General features: G+C 68.4%; 14 protein-coding genes, 1 tRNA gene and 1 other RNA gene. 11 read left to right on the top strand and 5 right to left on the bottom strand.

Features of this window, described 5'->3' with window-relative positions:
• Positions 1 to 9: 9 nt before the first annotated feature.
• The gene (locus ACIQF0_RS17660; protein ID WP_401030572.1) at positions 10 to 2,448 is read left to right on the top strand and encodes an endonuclease/exonuclease/phosphatase family protein; all 2,439 of its coding nucleotides are present in this window, start codon (positions 10 to 12) and stop codon (positions 2,446 to 2,448) included.
• A gap of 26 nt (positions 2,449 to 2,474) precedes the next feature.
• Here ACIQF0_RS17660 and ACIQF0_RS17655 read toward each other — a convergent pair whose 3' ends face one another.
• From ACIQF0_RS17655 to ACIQF0_RS17645, 3 genes are all read right to left on the bottom strand, one after another.
• Positions 2,475 to 3,116, bottom strand: a complete 642-nt coding sequence (locus tag ACIQF0_RS17655) for a GPP34 family phosphoprotein (RefSeq protein WP_401030570.1) — start codon at positions 3,114 to 3,116, stop codon at positions 2,475 to 2,477.
• Complete coding sequence (locus ACIQF0_RS17650) at positions 3,116 to 3,775, bottom strand: GPP34 family phosphoprotein (protein ID WP_401030568.1); 660 nt, start codon at positions 3,773 to 3,775, stop codon at positions 3,116 to 3,118. The genes ACIQF0_RS17655 and ACIQF0_RS17650 overlap by 1 nt, the downstream gene beginning before the upstream one ends.
• 62 nt (positions 3,776 to 3,837) lie before the next feature.
• Positions 3,838 to 3,922: transfer RNA gene (locus ACIQF0_RS17645), tRNA-Ser, on the bottom strand.
• Positions 3,923 to 4,052: 130 nt separating this feature from the next.
• Here ACIQF0_RS17645 and ACIQF0_RS17640 point away from each other — a divergent pair.
• Genes ACIQF0_RS17640 through ACIQF0_RS17630 form a run of 3 tightly spaced genes read left to right on the top strand, consistent with a single transcriptional unit; the run spans position 4,053 to position 6,146 of the window.
• Complete coding sequence (locus ACIQF0_RS17640) at positions 4,053 to 4,391, top strand: YciI family protein (protein ID WP_360047899.1); 339 nt, start codon at positions 4,053 to 4,055, stop codon at positions 4,389 to 4,391.
• 7 nt (positions 4,392 to 4,398) lie between these two features.
• On the top strand, positions 4,399 to 5,577 hold the full coding sequence (locus ACIQF0_RS17635) for an RNA polymerase sigma factor (RefSeq protein ID WP_401030565.1): 1,179 nt from the start codon (positions 4,399 to 4,401) through the stop codon (positions 5,575 to 5,577).
• On the top strand, positions 5,574 to 6,146 hold the full coding sequence (locus ACIQF0_RS17630; RefSeq protein ID WP_401030563.1) for a maleylpyruvate isomerase family mycothiol-dependent enzyme: 573 nt from the start codon (positions 5,574 to 5,576) through the stop codon (positions 6,144 to 6,146). Before ACIQF0_RS17635 ends, ACIQF0_RS17630 begins: the two co-directional genes overlap by 4 nt.
• On the opposite strand, the gene ACIQF0_RS17625 is transcribed toward ACIQF0_RS17630, so the two are convergent.
• A complete protein-coding gene (locus tag ACIQF0_RS17625) occupies positions 6,143 to 7,879 on the bottom strand; it encodes a beta-N-acetylglucosaminidase domain-containing protein (protein WP_401030561.1) in 1,737 nt (578 codons plus the stop codon). The genes ACIQF0_RS17630 and ACIQF0_RS17625 overlap by 4 nt on opposite strands.
• A gap of 115 nt (positions 7,880 to 7,994) precedes the next feature.
• Between ACIQF0_RS17625 and ffs the strand changes: the two genes are divergently transcribed.
• The 5 genes from ffs to ACIQF0_RS17600 all read left to right on the top strand — a co-directional run bounded on the left by ffs (position 7,995) and on the right by ACIQF0_RS17600 (position 12,244).
• Positions 7,995 to 8,091: signal recognition particle sRNA small type (ffs, locus tag ACIQF0_RS17620), an RNA gene on the top strand.
• Between the two features lie 30 nt (positions 8,092 to 8,121).
• Positions 8,122 to 10,179 (top strand): DNA polymerase III subunit gamma and tau, encoded by a 2,058-nt coding sequence (locus ACIQF0_RS17615; protein WP_401030559.1) that lies wholly within the window; start codon positions 8,122 to 8,124, stop codon positions 10,177 to 10,179.
• A gap of 632 nt (positions 10,180 to 10,811) precedes the next feature.
• Positions 10,812 to 11,114 carry a YbaB/EbfC family nucleoid-associated protein gene (locus ACIQF0_RS17610; RefSeq protein ID WP_360045980.1) on the top strand — a complete coding sequence of 101 codons (303 nt, stop codon included), beginning with the start codon at positions 10,812 to 10,814 and terminating at the stop codon, positions 11,112 to 11,114.
• Between the two features lie 3 nt (positions 11,115 to 11,117).
• The gene (gene recR, locus ACIQF0_RS17605) at positions 11,118 to 11,726 is read left to right on the top strand and encodes a recombination mediator RecR (RefSeq protein ID WP_330271580.1); all 609 of its coding nucleotides are present in this window, start codon (positions 11,118 to 11,120) and stop codon (positions 11,724 to 11,726) included.
• Between the two features lie 41 nt (positions 11,727 to 11,767).
• Positions 11,768 to 12,244: a uridine kinase gene (locus ACIQF0_RS17600; protein ID WP_401030556.1), complete on the top strand. Its 477-nt coding sequence runs from the start codon at positions 11,768 to 11,770 to the stop codon at positions 12,242 to 12,244.
• Here ACIQF0_RS17600 and ACIQF0_RS17595 read toward each other — a convergent pair.
• Positions 12,220 to 15,501 (bottom strand): AfsR/SARP family transcriptional regulator, encoded by a 3,282-nt coding sequence (locus tag ACIQF0_RS17595; protein ID WP_401030554.1) that lies wholly within the window; start codon positions 15,499 to 15,501, stop codon positions 12,220 to 12,222. The two genes, ACIQF0_RS17600 and ACIQF0_RS17595, sit on opposite strands and share 25 nt — an antisense overlap.
• A gap of 216 nt (positions 15,502 to 15,717) precedes the next feature.
• Here ACIQF0_RS17595 and ACIQF0_RS17590 point away from each other — a divergent pair, with 216 nt between their 5' ends.
• A complete protein-coding gene (locus tag ACIQF0_RS17590; protein ID WP_360045965.1) occupies positions 15,718 to 17,397 on the top strand; it encodes an ABC transporter substrate-binding protein in 1,680 nt (559 codons plus the stop codon).
• A 42-nt stretch (positions 17,398 to 17,439) separates the two neighbouring features.
• The gene (locus ACIQF0_RS17585; protein ID WP_360045963.1) at positions 17,440 to 18,444 is read left to right on the top strand and encodes an ABC transporter permease; all 1,005 of its coding nucleotides are present in this window, start codon (positions 17,440 to 17,442) and stop codon (positions 18,442 to 18,444) included.
• Positions 18,445 to 18,446: the final 2 nt, after the last annotated feature.

The raw sequence follows: 18,446 nt of genomic DNA, 5'->3' as shown, positions 1-18,446 counted from the left end.
GAGGAAGTTTTGAGACCCACCCTGCCCGTCGTCGGGACAGCGGTGGCGGCACTCGTGCTCGCCGCCGTCCCCGCCGTCGCCGCACCCAGCACAGACGCGCTGATCTCCGAGGTCTACGGGGGCGGCGGCAACTCCGGCGCCACCCTCAAGCAGGACTTCGTCGAGCTCGCGAACAAGGGCACCACCCCGATCGCGCTCGACGGCTTCAGCGTCCAGTACATCTCGGCCACGCCCGGCGCGAGCACGCAGTGGGGCGTCACCCCGCTGGCCGGTTCGATCGCGCCCGGCAAGACGTTCCTCGTCGCCGAGGCCAAGGGCACCGGCGGTACCGTCGAGCTGCCCGCCCCGGACGCCACCGGCACGATCGCCATGAGCGCCACCGGCGGCACCATCGCGCTGGTCAACGGCACCGCGGCGCTGACGTGCAAGACGGCGGCCGACTGCGCCGCCGACACGCGGATCAAGGACCTCGTCGGCTTCGGCGCTGCGGTGGTGCGCGAGGCCACCGCGACGGGCGCGCTGAGCAACACCACCTCGGCGTCGCGCAAGGCCGGGCTCGTCGACACGGACGACAACTCCGCGGACTTCACCGTCGGCGGCCCCACCCCGACCAACTCCAAGGGCGAGACGACTCCGGGCGGCGGCGACCCGGATCCCGACCCGGAGGACCCCACCCCCGGCGACAAGCGCATCCACGACATCCAGGGTGTCTCGCGCATCTCGCCGCTCAACGGCCAGAAGGTCACCAACGTCCCCGGTGTCGTCACCGGCACGCGCGCCACGGGTGACCGCGGCTTCTGGATCCAGGACACGGCCCCGGACAACGACCCGCGCACCAGCGAGGGCGTCTTCGTCTACACGGCGGGCACCGCGCCGACCGTGGCCGTCGGCGACAGCGTCGTGGTCAGCGGCACGATCGCGGAGTACCGGCCGGGCGGTGAGACGGGCTCCAACCAGACCCTCACCGAGATCACCGCGCCCACCACGATCACGGTCTCCAAGGGCAACCCCGTCCCGGCGCCGGTCGTCGTGAAGAACATCCCGGCCGGCTACCTGCCCGCTCCCGGCGGCAGCATCGAGCAGCTCCCGCTGGAGCCCGCGAAGTACGGCCTCGACTACTTCGAGTCGCTCGAGGGCACGCTCGTCCAGGTCGACGACGCCCGCGTCGTGGGCCCGAGCAACACGTTCGGCGAGGTCTGGGTGACGGTCAACCCCGACCAGAACAAGAACCTGCGCGGCGGCACGACCTACACGAGCTACGACCAGGCCAACAGCGGTCGCCTGAAGATCAAGACCGCGGGCACGCTGCCCGCCTCGAACGTCGGTGACGTGTTCGCCGGCGCGACCGTCGGTGCCATCGAGTACACGAACTTCGGCGGCTACACGCTGGCGGCGCTGAACCTCGGCACCCACGCGTCGTCCAATCTGCAGCGCGAGATCACCGCGCAGCAGAAGGAGTCCGAGCTCTCGGTCGCGACCTACAACGTCGAGAACCTCGACCCGTCCGACCCGCAGGAGAAGTTCGACCGGCTCGCCGAGGGCGTCACGACGAACCTGCGCAGCCCGGACGTCGTCGTGCTGGAAGAGATCCAGGACAACAACGGCGCGACCAACGACGGTGTCGTCGCGGCGGACCAGACGCTGCAGAAGTTCTCCGACACGATCTTCGCCAAGGGCGGCCCGCGCTACCAGTGGCGGCAGATCGACCCGGAGAACCTCAAGGACGGCGGCGAGCCCGGCGGCAACATCCGCGTCGGCTTCTTCTTCAACCCGCAGCGGGTGTCCTTCGTGGACCGTCCGGGCGGCGACTTCAAGACGCCCGTCCAGGTCGTGAAGAAGAACGGCCGTGCGGCGCTTTCCGTGTCACCGGGCCGGATCGACCCGCTCAACGACGCGTGGGCCAGCAGCCGCAAGCCGCTCGCCGGTGAGTTCAAGTTCCGCGGCCGCACGGTCTTCGTCGTCGCGAACCACTTCAACTCCAAGGGCGGCGACGAGGCCGTCCACGGCCGCAACCAGCCGCCGAACCGCTCGTCCGAGGTGCAGCGCGCCAAGCAGGCCGCGGCGCTGAAGACGTTCACGGAGCAGATCCGCGCGATCGACAAGGGCGCCAACGTGGTGCTCGCGGGCGACCTGAACGACTACCAGTTCTCGCCCGCCGTCAAGGCCCTCACCGGCGACGGCAACCTCAAGGCGCTGATCGACACGCTGCCCGTGAACGAGCGGTACAGCTACGTCTTCGAGGGCAACTCGCAGACGCTCGACCACCTCGTGATGAGCAAGAACATCACGCGCTTCAGCTACGACGTGGTCCACATCAACGCCGAGTTCGCCGACCAGGCGAGCGACCACGACCCGCAGATCGTCCGCGCCCGCCCGTCCACGGGTGACGCGAACGTCGACAGGATCGTGTTCGCCCTGGAAGACATTCTCGACTGCCTGAAGAAGTAACCGCTGCTACTGCTGCCGTCGCCGCGTCATCCACCCGACGCGGCGGCGGCAGCTGCCGTTGCGGCACCCACGCCGGCCTGGATCGCCTCGATCGCCCTGCGCACGGCGTCGCCCGCCCAGTTGCCGGCCGCGATGTCCTTGGCGCGCTTGTTCATGTCGCGCTTGTCGCCCTCGACCACCTTGTGCACGGACTTCACCGCGTACAGCAGCGTGATCAACGACCCGGTGCGCGCATCCGCTCCCCGATAGCCGTGCGCGACCTCGGCCACCGCCTTGCGCACTTCGTTCTGCGCGGCCTCTTTGGTGATCGCGTAGCTCTTCGCCGGGAAGATCCCCATCACCTTCCGCGACTCCACCCGCACGAGGCCACGGCCTTCCAGATGCGCGCCCACGTTGTCCCGCAACTGCTTCCGGATGCGTTCGACCGCACGCTGCGGCTTCATCGGCTTGTCGATCCGCGTCACCGACTCCTGCAGCACCGGGTCCTTCAGCGGCGTCGGATCGACGACCTGGAGCTTCTTGCCGTTGGGCTCGAACGCGACGCGCCCCGAGTTCACCAGTTCGATGAGCACGGCACCGGCGAGCGCGTTCTCCACCGACGACGAGTCGGCGCGCAGTTTTCCGTTCTGCTCGTTGATGAACAGCAGCATCAGATCTTCGTGCAACATCAGCTGGAACCCCCTCCGACCGAAGTGGCGGCCACCGTCGAGGCCACCATCGTCGCCATGACCGCGGCATGAACCGCCTCCAGCGCCTTCTTCACGGCGACACCGGCCCAGTTCCCCGCGGAGATCTCTTTCGCACGTGCGTTCATCTCGCGCTTGTCGCCGTTGAAGACCTTGTGCAGCGCGTTCACCGCGTACAGCAACGAGATCAGCGCTCCGGTGCGGTCGTCCGGCGCCGTGTGGCCCAGCGCGACGTTGCCCACGAGGTCGCGAATCTCGCTGATCGCCTGATGGTCCTGGATCACATAACTCTTGGTGGGGAAGATCCCGAGCATCCTGGTCTTCTCGACCGACAGCACACCCTGGCCTTCGAGCTGTGCCATCACGTTGTCCCGCACGTGAGTCCGCAACCGCTCCACCGCCCGCTGCGGCTTCAAGGGCTTGTTGAGACGAGTCAACGATTCCTGCAGGAACTCGTTGCTCAACGGCGCCGGGTCGACCACGGCGAGCTTCCTGCCGTCCGCCTCGAACGCGACCCGCCCGGACCTGACCAGTTCCAGCAGGACGGCACCGGCCAGAGCGTTGTGGATCGACGTCGAGTCCAGCAACACCCGGCCGTCTTCCTCGTCGAGGAACAGCAGCATCAGGTCTTCGGGCAGCATCATGCAACGTTAACGCGCGAAGGGCGCCGAACGTTGAAGTTCGGCGCCCTTCGTAGCGAGAGCGGAGGATACGGGATTTGAACCCGTGAGGGGGTGAACCCAACACGATTTCCAGTCGTGCGCACTAGGCCGCTATGCGAATCCTCCGTCGAGAACCTTACCGGACGGGTGTTCCGGGGCCCAAAACGGGGGTCGCCGAAAAAAGTTCGAGGCCCGTGTCGATCTGGCGGTGGTCCGCTCGTCGTGATCCCGTAGGACCGGACCGAGGAGGGCAATCGTGAAGTACATGCTGTTGATCTACGCGGCCTCTGACCAGCAGGCGAGCTGCACCGTGCAGGACTGGATCGCCTACGAGAAGGAGATGAAGGACGCGGGCGTCCTGGTCTCCGGGCACTCGCTGGCCGATCTCGTCACAGCGACCACCGTCCAGGTCGGACAGGACGGGAGGCGCACCGTCACCGACGGTCCGTTCGCCGAGACCCGCGAGGTGCTGGGCGGCTACGACATCATCGACGTGCCGGACCTCGACGCGGCGCTGGAGTGGGCCGCGAAGTGTCCCGGCTCGCGTGACGGCGGGGCCGTCGTCGTCCGGCCGATCGCCGAGTTCGACTTCTGAGTCCGCGATGAACGTCGAGCAGGTGTTCCGGGAGGAACGCGGCAGGCTGCTCGCCACCCTGGTCAAGCGGTTCGGCGACCTCGACCTGGCCGAGGAGGTCACCTCCGACGCGATCGAGGCGGCGCTGCGGCACTGGCCGGTGGACGGGGTGCCGGACCGGCCCGGCGCGTGGTTGCTCACGACCGCGCGCCGCAAGGCCGTCGACCGGCTGCGGCGCGACCAGGTCCACGCGGCACGGCTGGCGTTGCTGCAGGTCGAGGTCGATCGGACTGATCCGCCCGCGACCGACCCGATGCCGGACGAGCGGCTGGAGCTGTTCTTCACGTGCGCGCACCCCGCGTTGCCCGAGGAGGACAGGGGAGCGCTGACGTTGCGCTGCCTGGCCGGCTTCACGACGCCGGAGGTCGCGCGGGCCTACCTGGTGCCGGTGCCGACCATGCAGCAACGGATCGTGCGCGCGAAGAAGAAGATCAAGGAGGCGCGCATCCCGTTCCGCGTGCCGGATCGCCGCGAGCTGCCGGAACGCTTGCCGGGCGTGCTCCAGGCCGTTTACTCGATCTTCACCGAGGGGTACGCGGCCCAGCGCGCCGATCTCGCGGAGGAGGCCATCCGGCTCGCCAGAATCCTGCACGGGCTGCTGCCCGAACGCGAGGTCACGGGGCTGCTGGCGTTGATGCTGCTGATCCACGCCCGCCGCGACGCCCGCGCCGAACTGCTGGAGGACCAGGACCGCACGCTCTGGGACCGCGACCTGATCGACGAGGGCAGCGCACTGGCGGAACGGGCGCTCACGGGCGGACACGGCCCTTATGGCGTGCAGGCGGCGATCAACGCGCTGCACGACGAGGCGCCGGACTTCGCCGGCACCGACTGGCCGCAGATCGTGGCGCTCTACGACGTGCTCGCGAAACTCAGCCCGTCCCCGGTGGTCGCGTTGAACAGGGCCGCCGCGATCGCCATGCGCGACGGGGCGGCGGCCGGACTCGCGTTGCTCGACGAACTCGCCGGCGTGCCCAAGCTCCGCGACTACCACCCGTACCGGGCGGCCCGCGCAGACCTGCTGCACCGCCTGGGCCGTGACGACGAGGCCGCCCAGGCCTACCGCGAGGCCATCGCGCTCGCGGGCACCGAATCCGAACAGGACTTCCTGCGCCGCAGGCTGGCCGTCATCGAGGGGCGATCATGATCATGAAATGGCTGGAGGCGGAACGCCTGGGCGTCGCCGACCTCATCGAGGACCTGACCGACGACGAGTGGCGGCGCGAGACCCTCTGCACCGGCTGGACCATGCAGGAGATGGCCGCGCACCTGACCACGTCGACCCGCACCGGCTGGCGGGACGTGCTCACCGGCGTGGTGAAGGCGCGCTTCGACTGGGAGCGCATGGAGGACGACAAGGCCCGCACGATCGCGGCGAAGTTCACTCGATCGGAGTTGACCGCGCAGATCCGCGAGACGGCCGGCTCGCCGAAGCGCGCGCCCATGGCCGCGCCGATCGATCCGTTGGTCGACTTCCTCGTGCACGGCCAGGACATCGCACGGCCGTTGGGACGCGTCCGGGAGATGCCGCTCGAACCGGCCCAGGCCGCGTTGGAGCACGTGTTGAAGAGTCCGTTCTGGGGTGCGCGCAAGCGCTTCCGCGAGTCGGGAATCCCGGACCTGCCCGCCCCTGACCTGCTGATGCTGGCCACGGGACGCGAGTTGTCCACAGGTGTGGATGGCCCGGTGGACAACTCGAACACACGTTCGATCTAGAGCCTGGGGGCCGCGGCGAGGAACTTGTCGAGGGTCCCGTCGCCCAGCTTCAGGTTCTTGTCGAGCTGCTTCACGAGCTCTGCCGACTCGGTGAACCGCTCGCGCCTGCCGTCCAGTCCGTCCGCCGTGGCCTGCAGCGCCCTGCCGTACAGCTCGGTCTGGGCGAGCCAGGGTTCGGAGTCCGCGGCGAACCCCTTGTCGACCCGTTCCCTGATCGTCTTCGGGGCACCGGCGAGCACGTTCGCGCAGGTGCGCAGGTCGGCGACGGCGGCCTTCTTGTCGCCGGCCTTCCACCTGTCCTGGAACTCCCTGAGCTCGGCGGCGAGCCTCGGTGCCGTCCACGAGCTCATGTCGAAGAACGCCAGCAGCGCCGTCCGCACCTGCTCGTCACCGCCGGCGAGGAGGTTCGCGTAGCCGAGTTCGGCCGCGTCCTCGTCGTACATGGCGTCGTTCCAGGCGTAGTCGGCCATCTCGAACATCGCGACGCGGCTCGCGTAGGCCTGGCTCATCGGGTTGGAGAGCAGACCGACGACGCTGAGCCCCGGTTCGCGGCCCGAGTACGAGCCGAGCAGCAGCCGTCCCCTGGCGTCCGGGTAGTCGGCAACGGGGTAGTTGTCCCAGATCAGGGTCTTGCGGCCCCACAGCTGCTCGGCGCGCCTCGAGTGGTCCCTGGTGATCGTCGTGGGGATGACGGCGGTGCCGGTCCACATGACCACGACGGACTTGTCGAGGTTGTCGCGGAAGACCCTCTTGTAGGGCGTCTGGTTGATGTCGCCGTACTCGGTGAGGACGGTGATCAACGGCCCGGAGCCCGGCAGCTGGTCGCGGATGGTCAGCGCGGTGTCGTTGAGCAGGTCGTTCTGCGCGCGTGCCGCGTTCTCCTGGTTGGGCGGACCGTAGGTGTCGCGGTCCTCCTGGCAGTTCCACTTGGCGTAGTCGATGTCGTCCAGGAGCAGCGCGAACGACCTGATGCCCGCGCCGTGCAGCTGGGTGAGCTTGGCCTGGACGGCGTCACGGTCGGCGTCCTTCGAGTAGCAGATCGACAGGCCAGGAGCGAGCGAGTAGGTGAACTTCACGTGCCCGGCGGCGGCGCGTTTCGCCAGCTCGGCGATCTGCGCGAGGCGGTCCTCCGGGTACGGGTCGCGCCAGCGGTCGCGGTGGAACGGGTCGTCCTTCGGCGCGTACACGTAGGAGTTGAACTTGACCGTCGCGGCGAAGTCGAGCTGGGCCTGCTGCTCGGCGTAGGTCCACTGCCGTCCGTAGAAGCCCTCGACGATCCCGCGCTGCGGCAGCGACGGCCGGTCGTCGATCTTCACGCCCGCGAGCTTGCCCTGCCGCACCAGCTGGCGGAGGGTCTGCGCGGCGTAGAACGCACCCGAGGAGTCCGCGCTCGACACGCTGACCTCGGTCGACCCGACGGTGATCCGGTAGGCCTCCGCGGACAGCGCCTTGTCGGTGCTGAACCGGATCTTCAGCGCGGCGCTGCCGGTGCCGCCCGCGAGTGCCTTCTCGACGATCTGCTTCGTGGTGGCCTCGACGTCACCCTCGATGGTCACGGAGGCGGGGATCGGTACGTCCGCAGTCACTCGTTCGAGCGTCTGAGGCGTCGGCCACACCGTCACGTCGGTCGCGCGGTTCGGCACCGCGTCACCCTTGGGCCGGTAGATCAGGACCCCGGCGACGGCGGTCGCGGCCACGACGATCACGGCCACCACGAGGCCCGTTCTGCGCATGTCGATCAGTGTGCAGGAGCCGTGTCCAGTAAGTGTGTGGCCGGTTGTCCACAGCTGGGGACAACACTGTGGGCAACTCGAACGTGTGTTCGATCAGACCCGTTCGCTACACTTGCGTCGGACCTCGTGCGGCACACATCTCGCGAACCTCCCCAGGGCCGGAAGGCAGCAAGGATAAGCGGGCTCTGGTGGGTGCACGGGGTCCCCTTTTTGTGTCGGTGGCCACCGGTACTGTTCCGGGCGTGGCGCTCGCTCTGTATCGCAAGTACCGTCCGGCCACGTTCTCCGAGGTCGTTGGCCAGGAGCACGTGACCGATCCGCTGCGCGTCGCTTTGTCGGCAGGCCGGGTGAACCACGCGTACCTGTTCAGCGGCCCGCGCGGCTGCGGCAAGACGTCGTCGGCCCGCATCCTCGCCCGCTCGCTGAACTGCGTGAAGGGCCCGACGCCCGACCCGTGCGGCGAGTGCAACAGCTGCATCGGCCTCGCGCCGAACGGCACCGGCAGCGTCGACGTCGTGGAACTGGACGCGGCCTCGCACGGCGGTGTGGAAGACGCCCGCGACCTGCGCGACAAGGCCTTCTACGCCCCGGCGGAGTCGAAGTACCGCGTCTTCATCATCGACGAGGCGCACATGGTCACCACGCAGGGCTTCAACGCCCTGCTGAAGATCGTGGAAGAGCCGCCAGAGCACCTGATCTTCATCTTCGCGACGACCGAGCCGGACAAGGTCCTCCCGACGATCCGCTCGCGCACGCACCACTACCCGTTCCGCCTGATCCCGCCCGGCGTCATGCGCACCCTGCTGGAGCGCAACTGCGCCGCGGAAGGCGTGGCCGTAGAACCGTCGGTCTTCCCGCTGGTGATCCGCGCGGGCGGCGGCTCGGCCCGAGACACCCAGTCCGTGATGGACCAGCTCCTCTCCGGCGCGGGCGAGGACGGCGTCAAGTACGAACGAGCCATCTCACTCCTGGGCGTCACCGACTCGGCCCTGATCAACGACGTCGTCGACGGCCTCTCCGCAGGCGACGGCGCCGCCGTCTACGGCACCATCGACCGCCTGGTCGACGCCGGCCACGACCCCCGCCGCTTCGCCTCGGACCTCCTCGACCGCCTCCGCGACCTGGTCCTGCTCTGCGCGGTCCCGGACGCGGCAGAACGCAACCTGGTCAGCGCCCCGGACGACGAAGTGGCCACGATGTCGGCCCAGGCAGAACGAATCGGCCCGGCGGCCCTCACCCGCTACGCCGAGATCGTCCACGCCGGCCTGGTCGACATGCGAGGAGCCACCGCCCCGCGCCTCCTGCTGGAACTGCTCGTCTCCCGCATGCTCCTGCCGTCGGTGAGCCAGTCGGAAGCGGCCCTCCTCCAACGCCTGGAACAGCTGGAACGCCGCCCTCCGGCCACCATCGCAGCAGCTCCGGGCGAAGCCCCGGCTCAGGCAGGCGCCCCGGTCTTCACCCGAAGGTCCCAGCAACCGGCGGAGCCGGCAGAGCCAGAACAGCCAAGGCAACAGGAACCACCGCGCGCCGCGGCCCCGGCTCCGGTCCAGCCCGCCACTCCCACTCCAGCACCGGCAGTGGCACCGACGCCGACCCCGGCTCCCGCCGCGGCACCTGCTCCAGCACAGCCCACGCCCGCCGCCTCGGCAGCCCCGGCAGCGGCACCGATCGCACCGCCGCAGCCGGCAGCCTCGTCCGCCAGCGGCGCAATGGACGCGACGGCGGTCCGCCGAATCTGGTCCGAACTGCTGGCCGCGGTCCGAGCGACGAGCCGAAGCACCGAGGCGATGCTGACCAACGCCATGGTCAGCGAGGTAGACGGCAACGTCGTCACGATCACCCACACCTCGGCCCCACTGGCGCGCCGCCTGGCTGAGTCCCGCAACACCGAGGCCATCGCCACGGCCCTGTCCTCAGTGCTGGGCGGCACCTGGCAGGTCCGCTGCACCCACGGCACCCCAGGCGCGGCCGCACAACAATCAACCCCGGCCAAGGCTGCCCGCCCAGCCCCAACCCGCCCAAGCCAGGCCCAGAACAACCAACAGTCCCGCCCACAACCAGAACCACAACAATCCCAGGCCCCGCGCCAGCCGATGGACGACGTCCCACCCCCGCCGGAGCCCCCGGAGCCCGACGACCCCCTCCCGCCGGAACCGGACGACGAAGAGGCAATGCTGGCCGAGGCCGCCCGCCCGGCAGACCCGGACAAGGTGAACGAGGTCCAGGCCAAGGACCCGGAGTCGGTAATGCTCCAACTCCTGGCCGACGAACTAGGCGCCCGCCCACTGAAGAAGGCCTAACCGCCCACGCCTGACCGCCACGCTTAACCGCCCGCAAGCCGGGCGGCAGGGTGCCTCGGCGCGGGACTCGGACGGCATGCTGGCGCAGGGGTCCCCTTCGAAGTTGGATCCCCCGCGACCCAACTTAGCGACGAGGTCTGACACTCCAGCGATGCCGAAGGCGAGCCGTCTTTACCGTGCGGTCTGGGTGGGGTGGCTTCGTCACGAGTCGTGCCACAGCTCTTGCTGCAGCTAGGAAGGGATGTCAAACGGACACGCTTTTCGTCCGTTTGACATCCCTTCCTAGCTGTGGCCCGCTCTTGGCTCGACTCGTGACGAAGCCACCCCACCAACGCGCCCCTCAAAGCAACGCGCCTCCGCCCAAAGCAACAGGCGTGCCATCTACCTACGCGTGGCGTGGACCCCGGCTTTTGATCAGATTGGCGGGGTCTGGGGCGGAGCCCCAGGAATCAACGCAAGCAAACGCCCGCAACCCAACCCACCCACGGACAACAAACCGGCACCCGCCAACCCACCAGGGGGACGACCCACAAAACCGACGCGTCCGCCGAAGGCGGCCACCACCCCCGTACCCTGGACCAACAACCAAAGCCCCACCGAGAGGACCAGCGGTGCAACCCGGTCAGTTTGACATGCAGGCCCTGCTCCAGCAGGCCCAGAACATGCAGCAGCAGATGGCAGAAGCCCAGCAGCAGCTGGCCGAAACGCAGGTCACCGGCAACGCGGGCAACGGCCTCGTCACCGCGACGGTCACCGGCGGCGGCGAGCTCGTCAGTCTCACCATCGACCCCAAGATCGTGGACCCGGAGGACGTCGAGACCCTCCAGGACCTGGTGATCACGGCGATCAAGAACGCCAACGCCAGCGCCCAGGCACTCGTGGAGCAGAAGCTCGGCCCGCTCGCCCAGGGCGGCCTCGGCGGATTGCTCGGCTAAGAGATGTACGAGGGCCCGGTACAGGACCTGATCGACGAACTGGGCAGGCTCCCGGGCGTCGGCCCGAAGAGCGCGCAGCGCATCGCCTTCCACCTCCTCGCCACGGAGCCCGCTGACATCGAGCGGCTTCAGCAGGCGTTGCAGAAGGTCAAGGAGGGCGTGGTCTTCTGCGACGTCTGCGGCAACGTGTCGGCGGAGACGCGGTGCCGGATCTGCCGCGATCCGAAGCGGGACCTGGCGCTGGTCTGCGTGGTCGAGGAACCCAAGGACGTCCAGGCGATCGAGCGCACCAGGGAGTTCAGGGGCCGCTACCACGTCCTCGGTGGCGCGCTCGATCCGCTCAGTGGTGTCGGGCCGGACCAGCTCCGGATCCGGCAGCTGCTCAACCGGATCGGCACGGCGACCGACGGAGTCGACATCTCCGAGGTCATCATCGCCACGGACCCGAACACCGAGGGCGAGGCCACGGCCACGTACCTGGTGCGAATGCTCAGGGACTTCCCGGGGCTCTCCGTCACGCGGCTCGCGAGCGGGCTGCCGATGGGTGGCGACCTGGAGTTCGCGGACGAGCTGACGCTGGGGCGTGCGCTATCTGGTCGCCGGAGCATGTAGCAACGGCCCCATCGCGGCTGGGCGGCACTCGCCTGGTCGCGGTGGACGGTCCGTCCGGTGCGGGAAAGTCCACGTTCGCCAAGAACCTCGCGCACCAGCTGAACGCCCAGCTGATCAGCACCGACCACTTCGCCACCTGGGACGACCCCACGACGAAGTGGTGGCCGCGGCTACAGCAAGCGCTCGACGAAGTAGAACAGGGCCGCGAAGGCCGCTACCGGAAAACCGACTGGTCCCAAGGGTTTCCGTGCATCGGAGAAGGCGACGAGGTCGTCCTAGCTCCACAAGGGACGATCATCCTGGAAGGCTTCTCCAGCGCCAGGAAGGCGAACACCCGCCTGAGCCTCGCCATCTTCGTGGACCACGGAACCGAACAGCAACGGCTGGAACGCGCGGTAGAACGCGACGGCGAACACCAACGCGAACACTTCATCCGTTGGCAGCAATACGAAAGAGGCTGGTTCGCGGTCGACGAGACCAGGGCCAGAGCTGACTACGTTGTCACGTCGAGCAACTGAGCCTGGACGACGGAAGCCTCGGGAGTTCCGATCGCGCTGAACACTTCCAGCGACGACGACCAGTGCGATCGAGCGGACTCCGAGTCACCCAGCATGAAAGACGCGTCTCCGGCCAGTTGCAGCGCACGTCCGAACACCCAGCGGTGACCGGAGTCCGAACCGACCGACGCGGCCCGCAACGCGCATTCCAGCGCACCGGCGGCGTCCGAGGTGTCGAGGTGGGTGCGCCCGATCACGAGCAGCACCTCCATCTCGGCCAGGCGGAACTGGGATCGGCCCGCCTCGACCAGCGCGGCGGTGGCGGTGGAGAGCGCTTCCTCGTAACGGCCGACCGCGCGGTACGAGGAGGCCAGGCCGCGCCGCGCCGAGCAGATGCCCCACGAGTAGCCGGTCTCCACGCCGATGGCCAGCGCCGACGAGAACTGCTCCAGCGCCTCCTCGTACCGACCTCCGCCCTCCAGGGCGCGGCCGAGCAGGTTCTGCGCGTCGCAGACGCTCTTGACGTTCTCCAGGTCCTGCGCGATCTGCATGGCGGCGGAGGCCTCGACAGCGGCTTCCTCGTAGCGGCCGCGCATGATCAGCGTGATGGCCATGCCCTCGTGCATGGTGTGGCCGAAGTTGCGGGCCGCCGCACGCTCGTAGAGCTCACGTGCGCGCACGAAGTAGTCTTCGCCGAGATCCGGCTTGCCGCGCCACGCCTGCACCTCGCCGAGCGCGCGCATCGAGTTCGCCTGCAGGATCCACGAGTCGAGGCGCTTGCCGTCCTCCAGCGCCTCCTCGAACGTCGACGCGGCCCGGTCGAGCTGGCCGAGCTGCATGTAGACGCCGCCGAGGTTGAACAGGGCGTTCGCGAGCACCTGGGGCGCGCGCACCCGGCGGGCGATCACCAGGGCGCGTTCGAGGTGGTCCGCGGCGTGTTCGAGCTCGCCGAGGTCGATGTAGACGCTGCCGGCGTTGGACAGCACGGCGGCCTCGGCCTGGGGCAGGTCGATGTGCTCCTGCAGGGCGATGGCCTGCTGGTAGTAGCCCAGTGCGTTCCGGTGCTGGCCGGTCACCCAGTACAGCGTGCCCAGCGACGACAGCATCGCGAGCTGGCCGAGTTCGTCCCGCGGCGCACGAGCACCCAACAAGCCGGCCCGAGCGGTCTCACGCCACTCGGCGGTGAGGCTCTGCGTGTAGAAGTAGCCGCGCAGCGCGTCCGCCAGCTGCCACGGCGAGTTCTCCGGGTCACGTTCTACGGCGTGCGCGACCAACGCGACGAGATTGGCGCGCTCGACGTCCAGCCAGGTCAGGGCTTCGGTGGAGGTGCTGAACGTCCGCGGCACCACGCTGTCCACCGGGGCGGGGCGCGGGAAGCGGAACAGCGTCGACTTCATCGCGGACGTGGCGTTGTCGACCGAGCGCACCGCCCAGTCCAGCAGCCGTCGCAACGACAGACGCGAGTCCGCGCGGCCCTCCTCGAACGCCAGGCGCTCGGCCGCGTAGTCGCGCAGCAGGTCGTGGAACTGGTAGCGCGACGGCGCGTGGTTCGAGATCAGGTTCGCGGTGGCCAGGCGGTCGAGCCGGCGCCGAGCGTCCTGGGTGGTCAGCCCGCTCAACGCGGCGGCCATCTCCGGCGTGAAGTCCGTGCCGGGCACCAGGGACAGCAACCGGAACATCTGCGCGAGCTCAGGCTTCAACGCCGTGTAGGAGAGGTCGAACGCCGCGTGCACCGCGACCCGTTCGTCGCCCTCGACGGCCAGCGCGGCGAGCCGGTTGCCCGCCCGCAACTCCTCCACGTAGTCCGCGATGGACAGCTCCGGACGCGACACGAGGTTCGCGGCCGCGATACGCAAAGCCAATGGCAGATGCGCGCACAGGGCCGCCAGTTCCAGCGCAGCGTCCTCTTGGGACGCGACCTCGTCCGCACCCAGAATGCCTGCGAGGAGTGACTTCGTCTCGTGCCAGTCGAGCACGTCGAGCCGCACGTTCGACGCCGCGTGCGAGACGGCCAGTCCGCGCAACGTGTCGCGAGAGGTCACCAGCACCGCACACCCCGGCGACCCCGGCAGCAGCGGACGGATCTGCTCTGCGGAAGAAGCGTTGTCCAGCAGCAGCAGAACGCGCTGACCGGTCAGCGTGGACCGGAACATCGCCTCCTGCTCGTCCTGGTCCAGCGGCACCTGATCAGGCTCGGTCCCGAGCGCACGAAGGAACCGCGGCAGCACGTCCACCGCGCTCAACGGCGGTCCGGGGGCGTATCCGCGCAGGTTGACGTACAGCTGGCCGTCCGGGAAGTCGGCGCGCATCCGGTGCGCCGCGTGCACGGCCAACGCCGTCTTGCCCACGCCCGGCGGCCCGGCCAGCGTGACGACCGGCACACCCTGCGCGGTCCGCAGCAACGCCACGATCAGCGACACGGCCTCGTCCCGGCCGACGAAGTCGGGGATGTCCGCGGGGAGCTGCGACGGCACGACCCGTTCCGGCTTCGCGGCGACCACCGGCGTGCCGGACGGAACCCGAGCCACCGCGCCGATCGACCCGGACAGCACCTGGCCGTGCACGCGCCGCAGCTCGTCGCCGGGATCGATGCCCAGCTCGTCGCCCAGCAACCGCGACACGCGCTGGTAGGCGGCCAGGGCCTCGCTCTGCCTGCCGGAGCGGTACAGCGCCACCATCAGCTGCGCCCAGAACCGCTCGCGCAGCGGATGTTCGCTGGTCAGCCGGGACAGTTCCGCGACCAGCTCGCCGTGCCGGCCCAGTTCGAGATCGACCTCGACCCGGCGTTCCAGCACGTGCAGGCGGCGTTCGTCGAGCCGCGGCACCTCGTCGCGGTGCAGGATCTCCGACGGCACGTCGACCAGGGCCGGACCTCGCCAGAGCCCGAGGGCGGCGGCGAACGCGGCCGAGGCGGCCTGCAGGTTCCCGGCGGCGCGCTCCTGCTCACCCTGTTCGATCAGGGGTTCGAAGCGCATCAGGTCGATCGTCTTCTCGTCGACGTCGATCAGATATCCGTCGGGCACGGTCCTGATCGGCACGGACGGTCCGAGCAGCTGTCTGAGACGCATCACATATGTCTGAAGAGTCGCGCGTGCACGTGCGGGTGGATCTTCACCCCAGACGTTTCCGGCGAGTTCGTCCACGGAGACCGAGGTGCCCGCGCGCAGCAGCAGCGACACCAGCAACGCACGTTGTCTACCGGCTCTGACCAGCAGAGGTTCGGTGTCGAGGAGGACCTGGAGGGGGCCGAGCACGCGGAACTCGACCAGCTTGCTCATGCGACCTCCTCCGCGTGTCGTTGTTGTTTCTACAGCCTAGGAGAGCGTCTGACGCATCTGCAGTGCTCACGTTGGGTCAGCGGCCGTGCGCCGGACGTATCAGAATGCCTGGTCTAGTGGCCGGATCGTGACCTGAGATGCCCCGGAGGGGGTATGTACAACGGTTATGGTCGGCGACCACACCGTGAGATGTGCGGATTGTCCAAGGGGTGTTTGATGGTCCACTCAGTAACGGCTCGCCGCCGTTGGGTTGCCGTGATCGGCTTTCTCAGCGTCAGTGCGCTGGCCCTGTCCGGTTGCGCGCAATCCCAGCGCGACTCAGGCGGCGGCGGCAAGGAAGGCGGGACGCTGACTTTCGGCGCCGCCGGTGCGCCGAAGCTCTTCGACCCGTTCTACGCGACCGACGGTGAGACCTTCCGGGTCTCCCGCCAGATGTTCGAGGGTCTGGTCGGCTTCAAGCCGGGTACCGCCGAGGTCGAGCCCGCGCTGGCAGAGAAGTACGAGCCGAGCGCAGATGGCAAGACGTGGACCTTCACCCTCAAGGAGGGCGTGAAGTTCCACGACGGTACGGACTTCAACGCCGAGGCCGTGTGCTTCAACTTCAACCGCTGGTACAACCAGAAGGGCGCCGGCACCTCTGACGCCGTCTCCCAGTACTGGCTGGACAACTTCGGCGGTTTCGCGAGCACGCCGGACAAGCCCTCGCTGTTCAAGGCCTGCACGGCCAAGGACGCCAAGACCGCGGTGGTCGAGCTGAACGAGGTCACCTCGCAGTTCCCGTCGGTCCTCGGCTTCACGTCGTTCTCCATCTCCAGCCCTGACGCGCTGAAGAAGTACGACGCGGACAACGTCCAGGCCGCCGGTGACGCGTTCACCTTCCCGGCCTACGCGAACGAGCACCCGACCGGTACGGGCCCGTTCAAGTTCGGCAAGTACGACAAGGCCAACAACACCGTGGAACTGGTGAAGAACGACACCTACCACGGCACCAAGGCCAAGCTGGACAAGATCGTCTTCAAGATCATCCCGGACGAGACCGCCCGCAAGCAGGCGCTCAAGGCCGGCGACATCGACGGCTACGACCTGCCGAACGCGGCGGACTGGGCCGGTCTGAAGACCGACGGCTTCAACGTCGCGATCCGTCCGGCGTTCAACGTGTTCTACCTGGGCATCAACCAGAAGAACAACCCGAAGCTCGCCGACCTGAAGGTCCGTCAGGCCCTGCAGTTCGCGATCAACCGCGAGCAGCTGGTCAAGTCGCAGCTGCCCGAGGGCGCCAAGGTCGCGACGCAGTTCATGCCGGACACCGTCAACGGCTACAACAAGGACCTCAAGGCCGTCGGCTACGACCCCGCCAAGGCGAAGTCGCTGCTGGCCGAGGCCGGTGCCTCCGACCTGACGCTGAAGTTCTACTGGCCGTCCGAGGTCACGCGTCCGTACATGCCGTCCCCGAAGGACCTGTTCGGCGCGATCTCCGGTGACCTGCAGGCCGCCGGCATCAAGATCGACGTGGTCACCAAGCCGTGGAACGGTGGCTACCTGACCGACGTCGACGGCGGTATCCCGGACCTGTTCCTCCTGGGCTGGACCGGCGACAACGGCACGGCGCACAACTGGGTCGGCACGTTCTTCGGCCGCACCGACAACCGCTTCAACACCGGTGTGTCGCCCTGGGGCGCCACCCTCGCGGCGGACCTGGCCAAGGCCAACTCCGAGCCGAACGAGGCCAACCGCACGAAGCTGTACGAAGAGATCAACAAGAAGATCATGGAGGAGGACCTCCCCGCGATCCCGATCTCGCACTCCCCGCCCGCTCTGGTGTTGAAGTCGGACATCAAGGGTCTCGTTCCCAGCCCGTTGACCGACGAGAAGTTCGGCCCAGTCTCCAAGGGCTGAGCCGGCTAGCTCCCACCACAAGAGAACAACGGGGTAGCTCAAGTGCTCCGCTACACCATTCGACGGCTGATTCAGCTGGTCGGCGTGGTGCTGGTGCTCTCGCTGCTGCTCTTCGCGTGGTTGCGCGTACTCCCAGGAGGGCCGGTCTCGGCCCTCCTGGGAGATCGTTCTACCCCGGAGAAGGCGGCAGAGCTCACCAAGCAGCTCGGCCTCGATCAGCCCATCGTCTTGCAGTACTTCAAATTCCTCGGTCGCGCGGCGACCGGTGACTTCGGCGTCTCCACCGGTGTTCAGCCCGGTGACTCGGCGCTCGACATCTTCATCCAGAGATTTCCCGCGACGCTCGAACTGAGCTTCTTCGCGATCGTCATCGCGATCGCGGTCGGCGTTCCGCTCGGCTACATGGCCGCGAAGCGCCGCGGCGGCTGGTTCGACAACTTCAGCGTCGTCGGTTCGCTCATCGGTGTCGCCGTTCCGGTGTTCTTCCTGGCCTACGTGCTCAAGGGCGTCGCGTCGTCCTCGCTCGGGCTGCCGTCCAGCGGTCGTCAGGACGCCATCGACGCCACGCGCGTCACCGGCTTCTTCACCCTCGACGGCATCATCACCGGCGAGTGGGACGCGACGTTCAACGCGCTGGAACACCTGATCCTGCCGGCGATCGCGCTGGCGACGATCCCGTTCGCGGTGATCTTCCGGATCACCCGCGCGGCCGTCCTCGACGTGCTCGACGAGGACTTCGTGCGCACGGCCGAGTCCAAGGGCCTCACCGCACCGGTGATCCGCCGCCGGCACGTGCTGCGCAACGCGATGCTCCCGGTCGTCACGACGATCGGCCTGCAGACCGGTGCGTTGCTCTCCGGCGCCGTGCTCACCGAGAAGGTGTTCTCGTTCCCCGGTGTCGGCGAGGCGCTCGCCATCGGGTTCGAGCGGCGTGACTATCCGGTGCTGCTGTTGTTGATCATCATGGCCACGAGCGTCTACGTCGTGGTCAACCTGCTGGTCGACCTCTCGTACGCGCTCATCGACCCGCGCATCAGGACGAGGTGAGA

Source organism: Lentzea sp. NPDC092896 (genome assembly GCF_044754905.1).
Taxonomy (GTDB): domain Bacteria; phylum Actinomycetota; class Actinomycetes; order Mycobacteriales; family Pseudonocardiaceae; genus Lentzea.
Note: the sequence above shows the minus strand (reverse complement) of the source record. Positions and strands in the feature narration are given on the sequence as shown.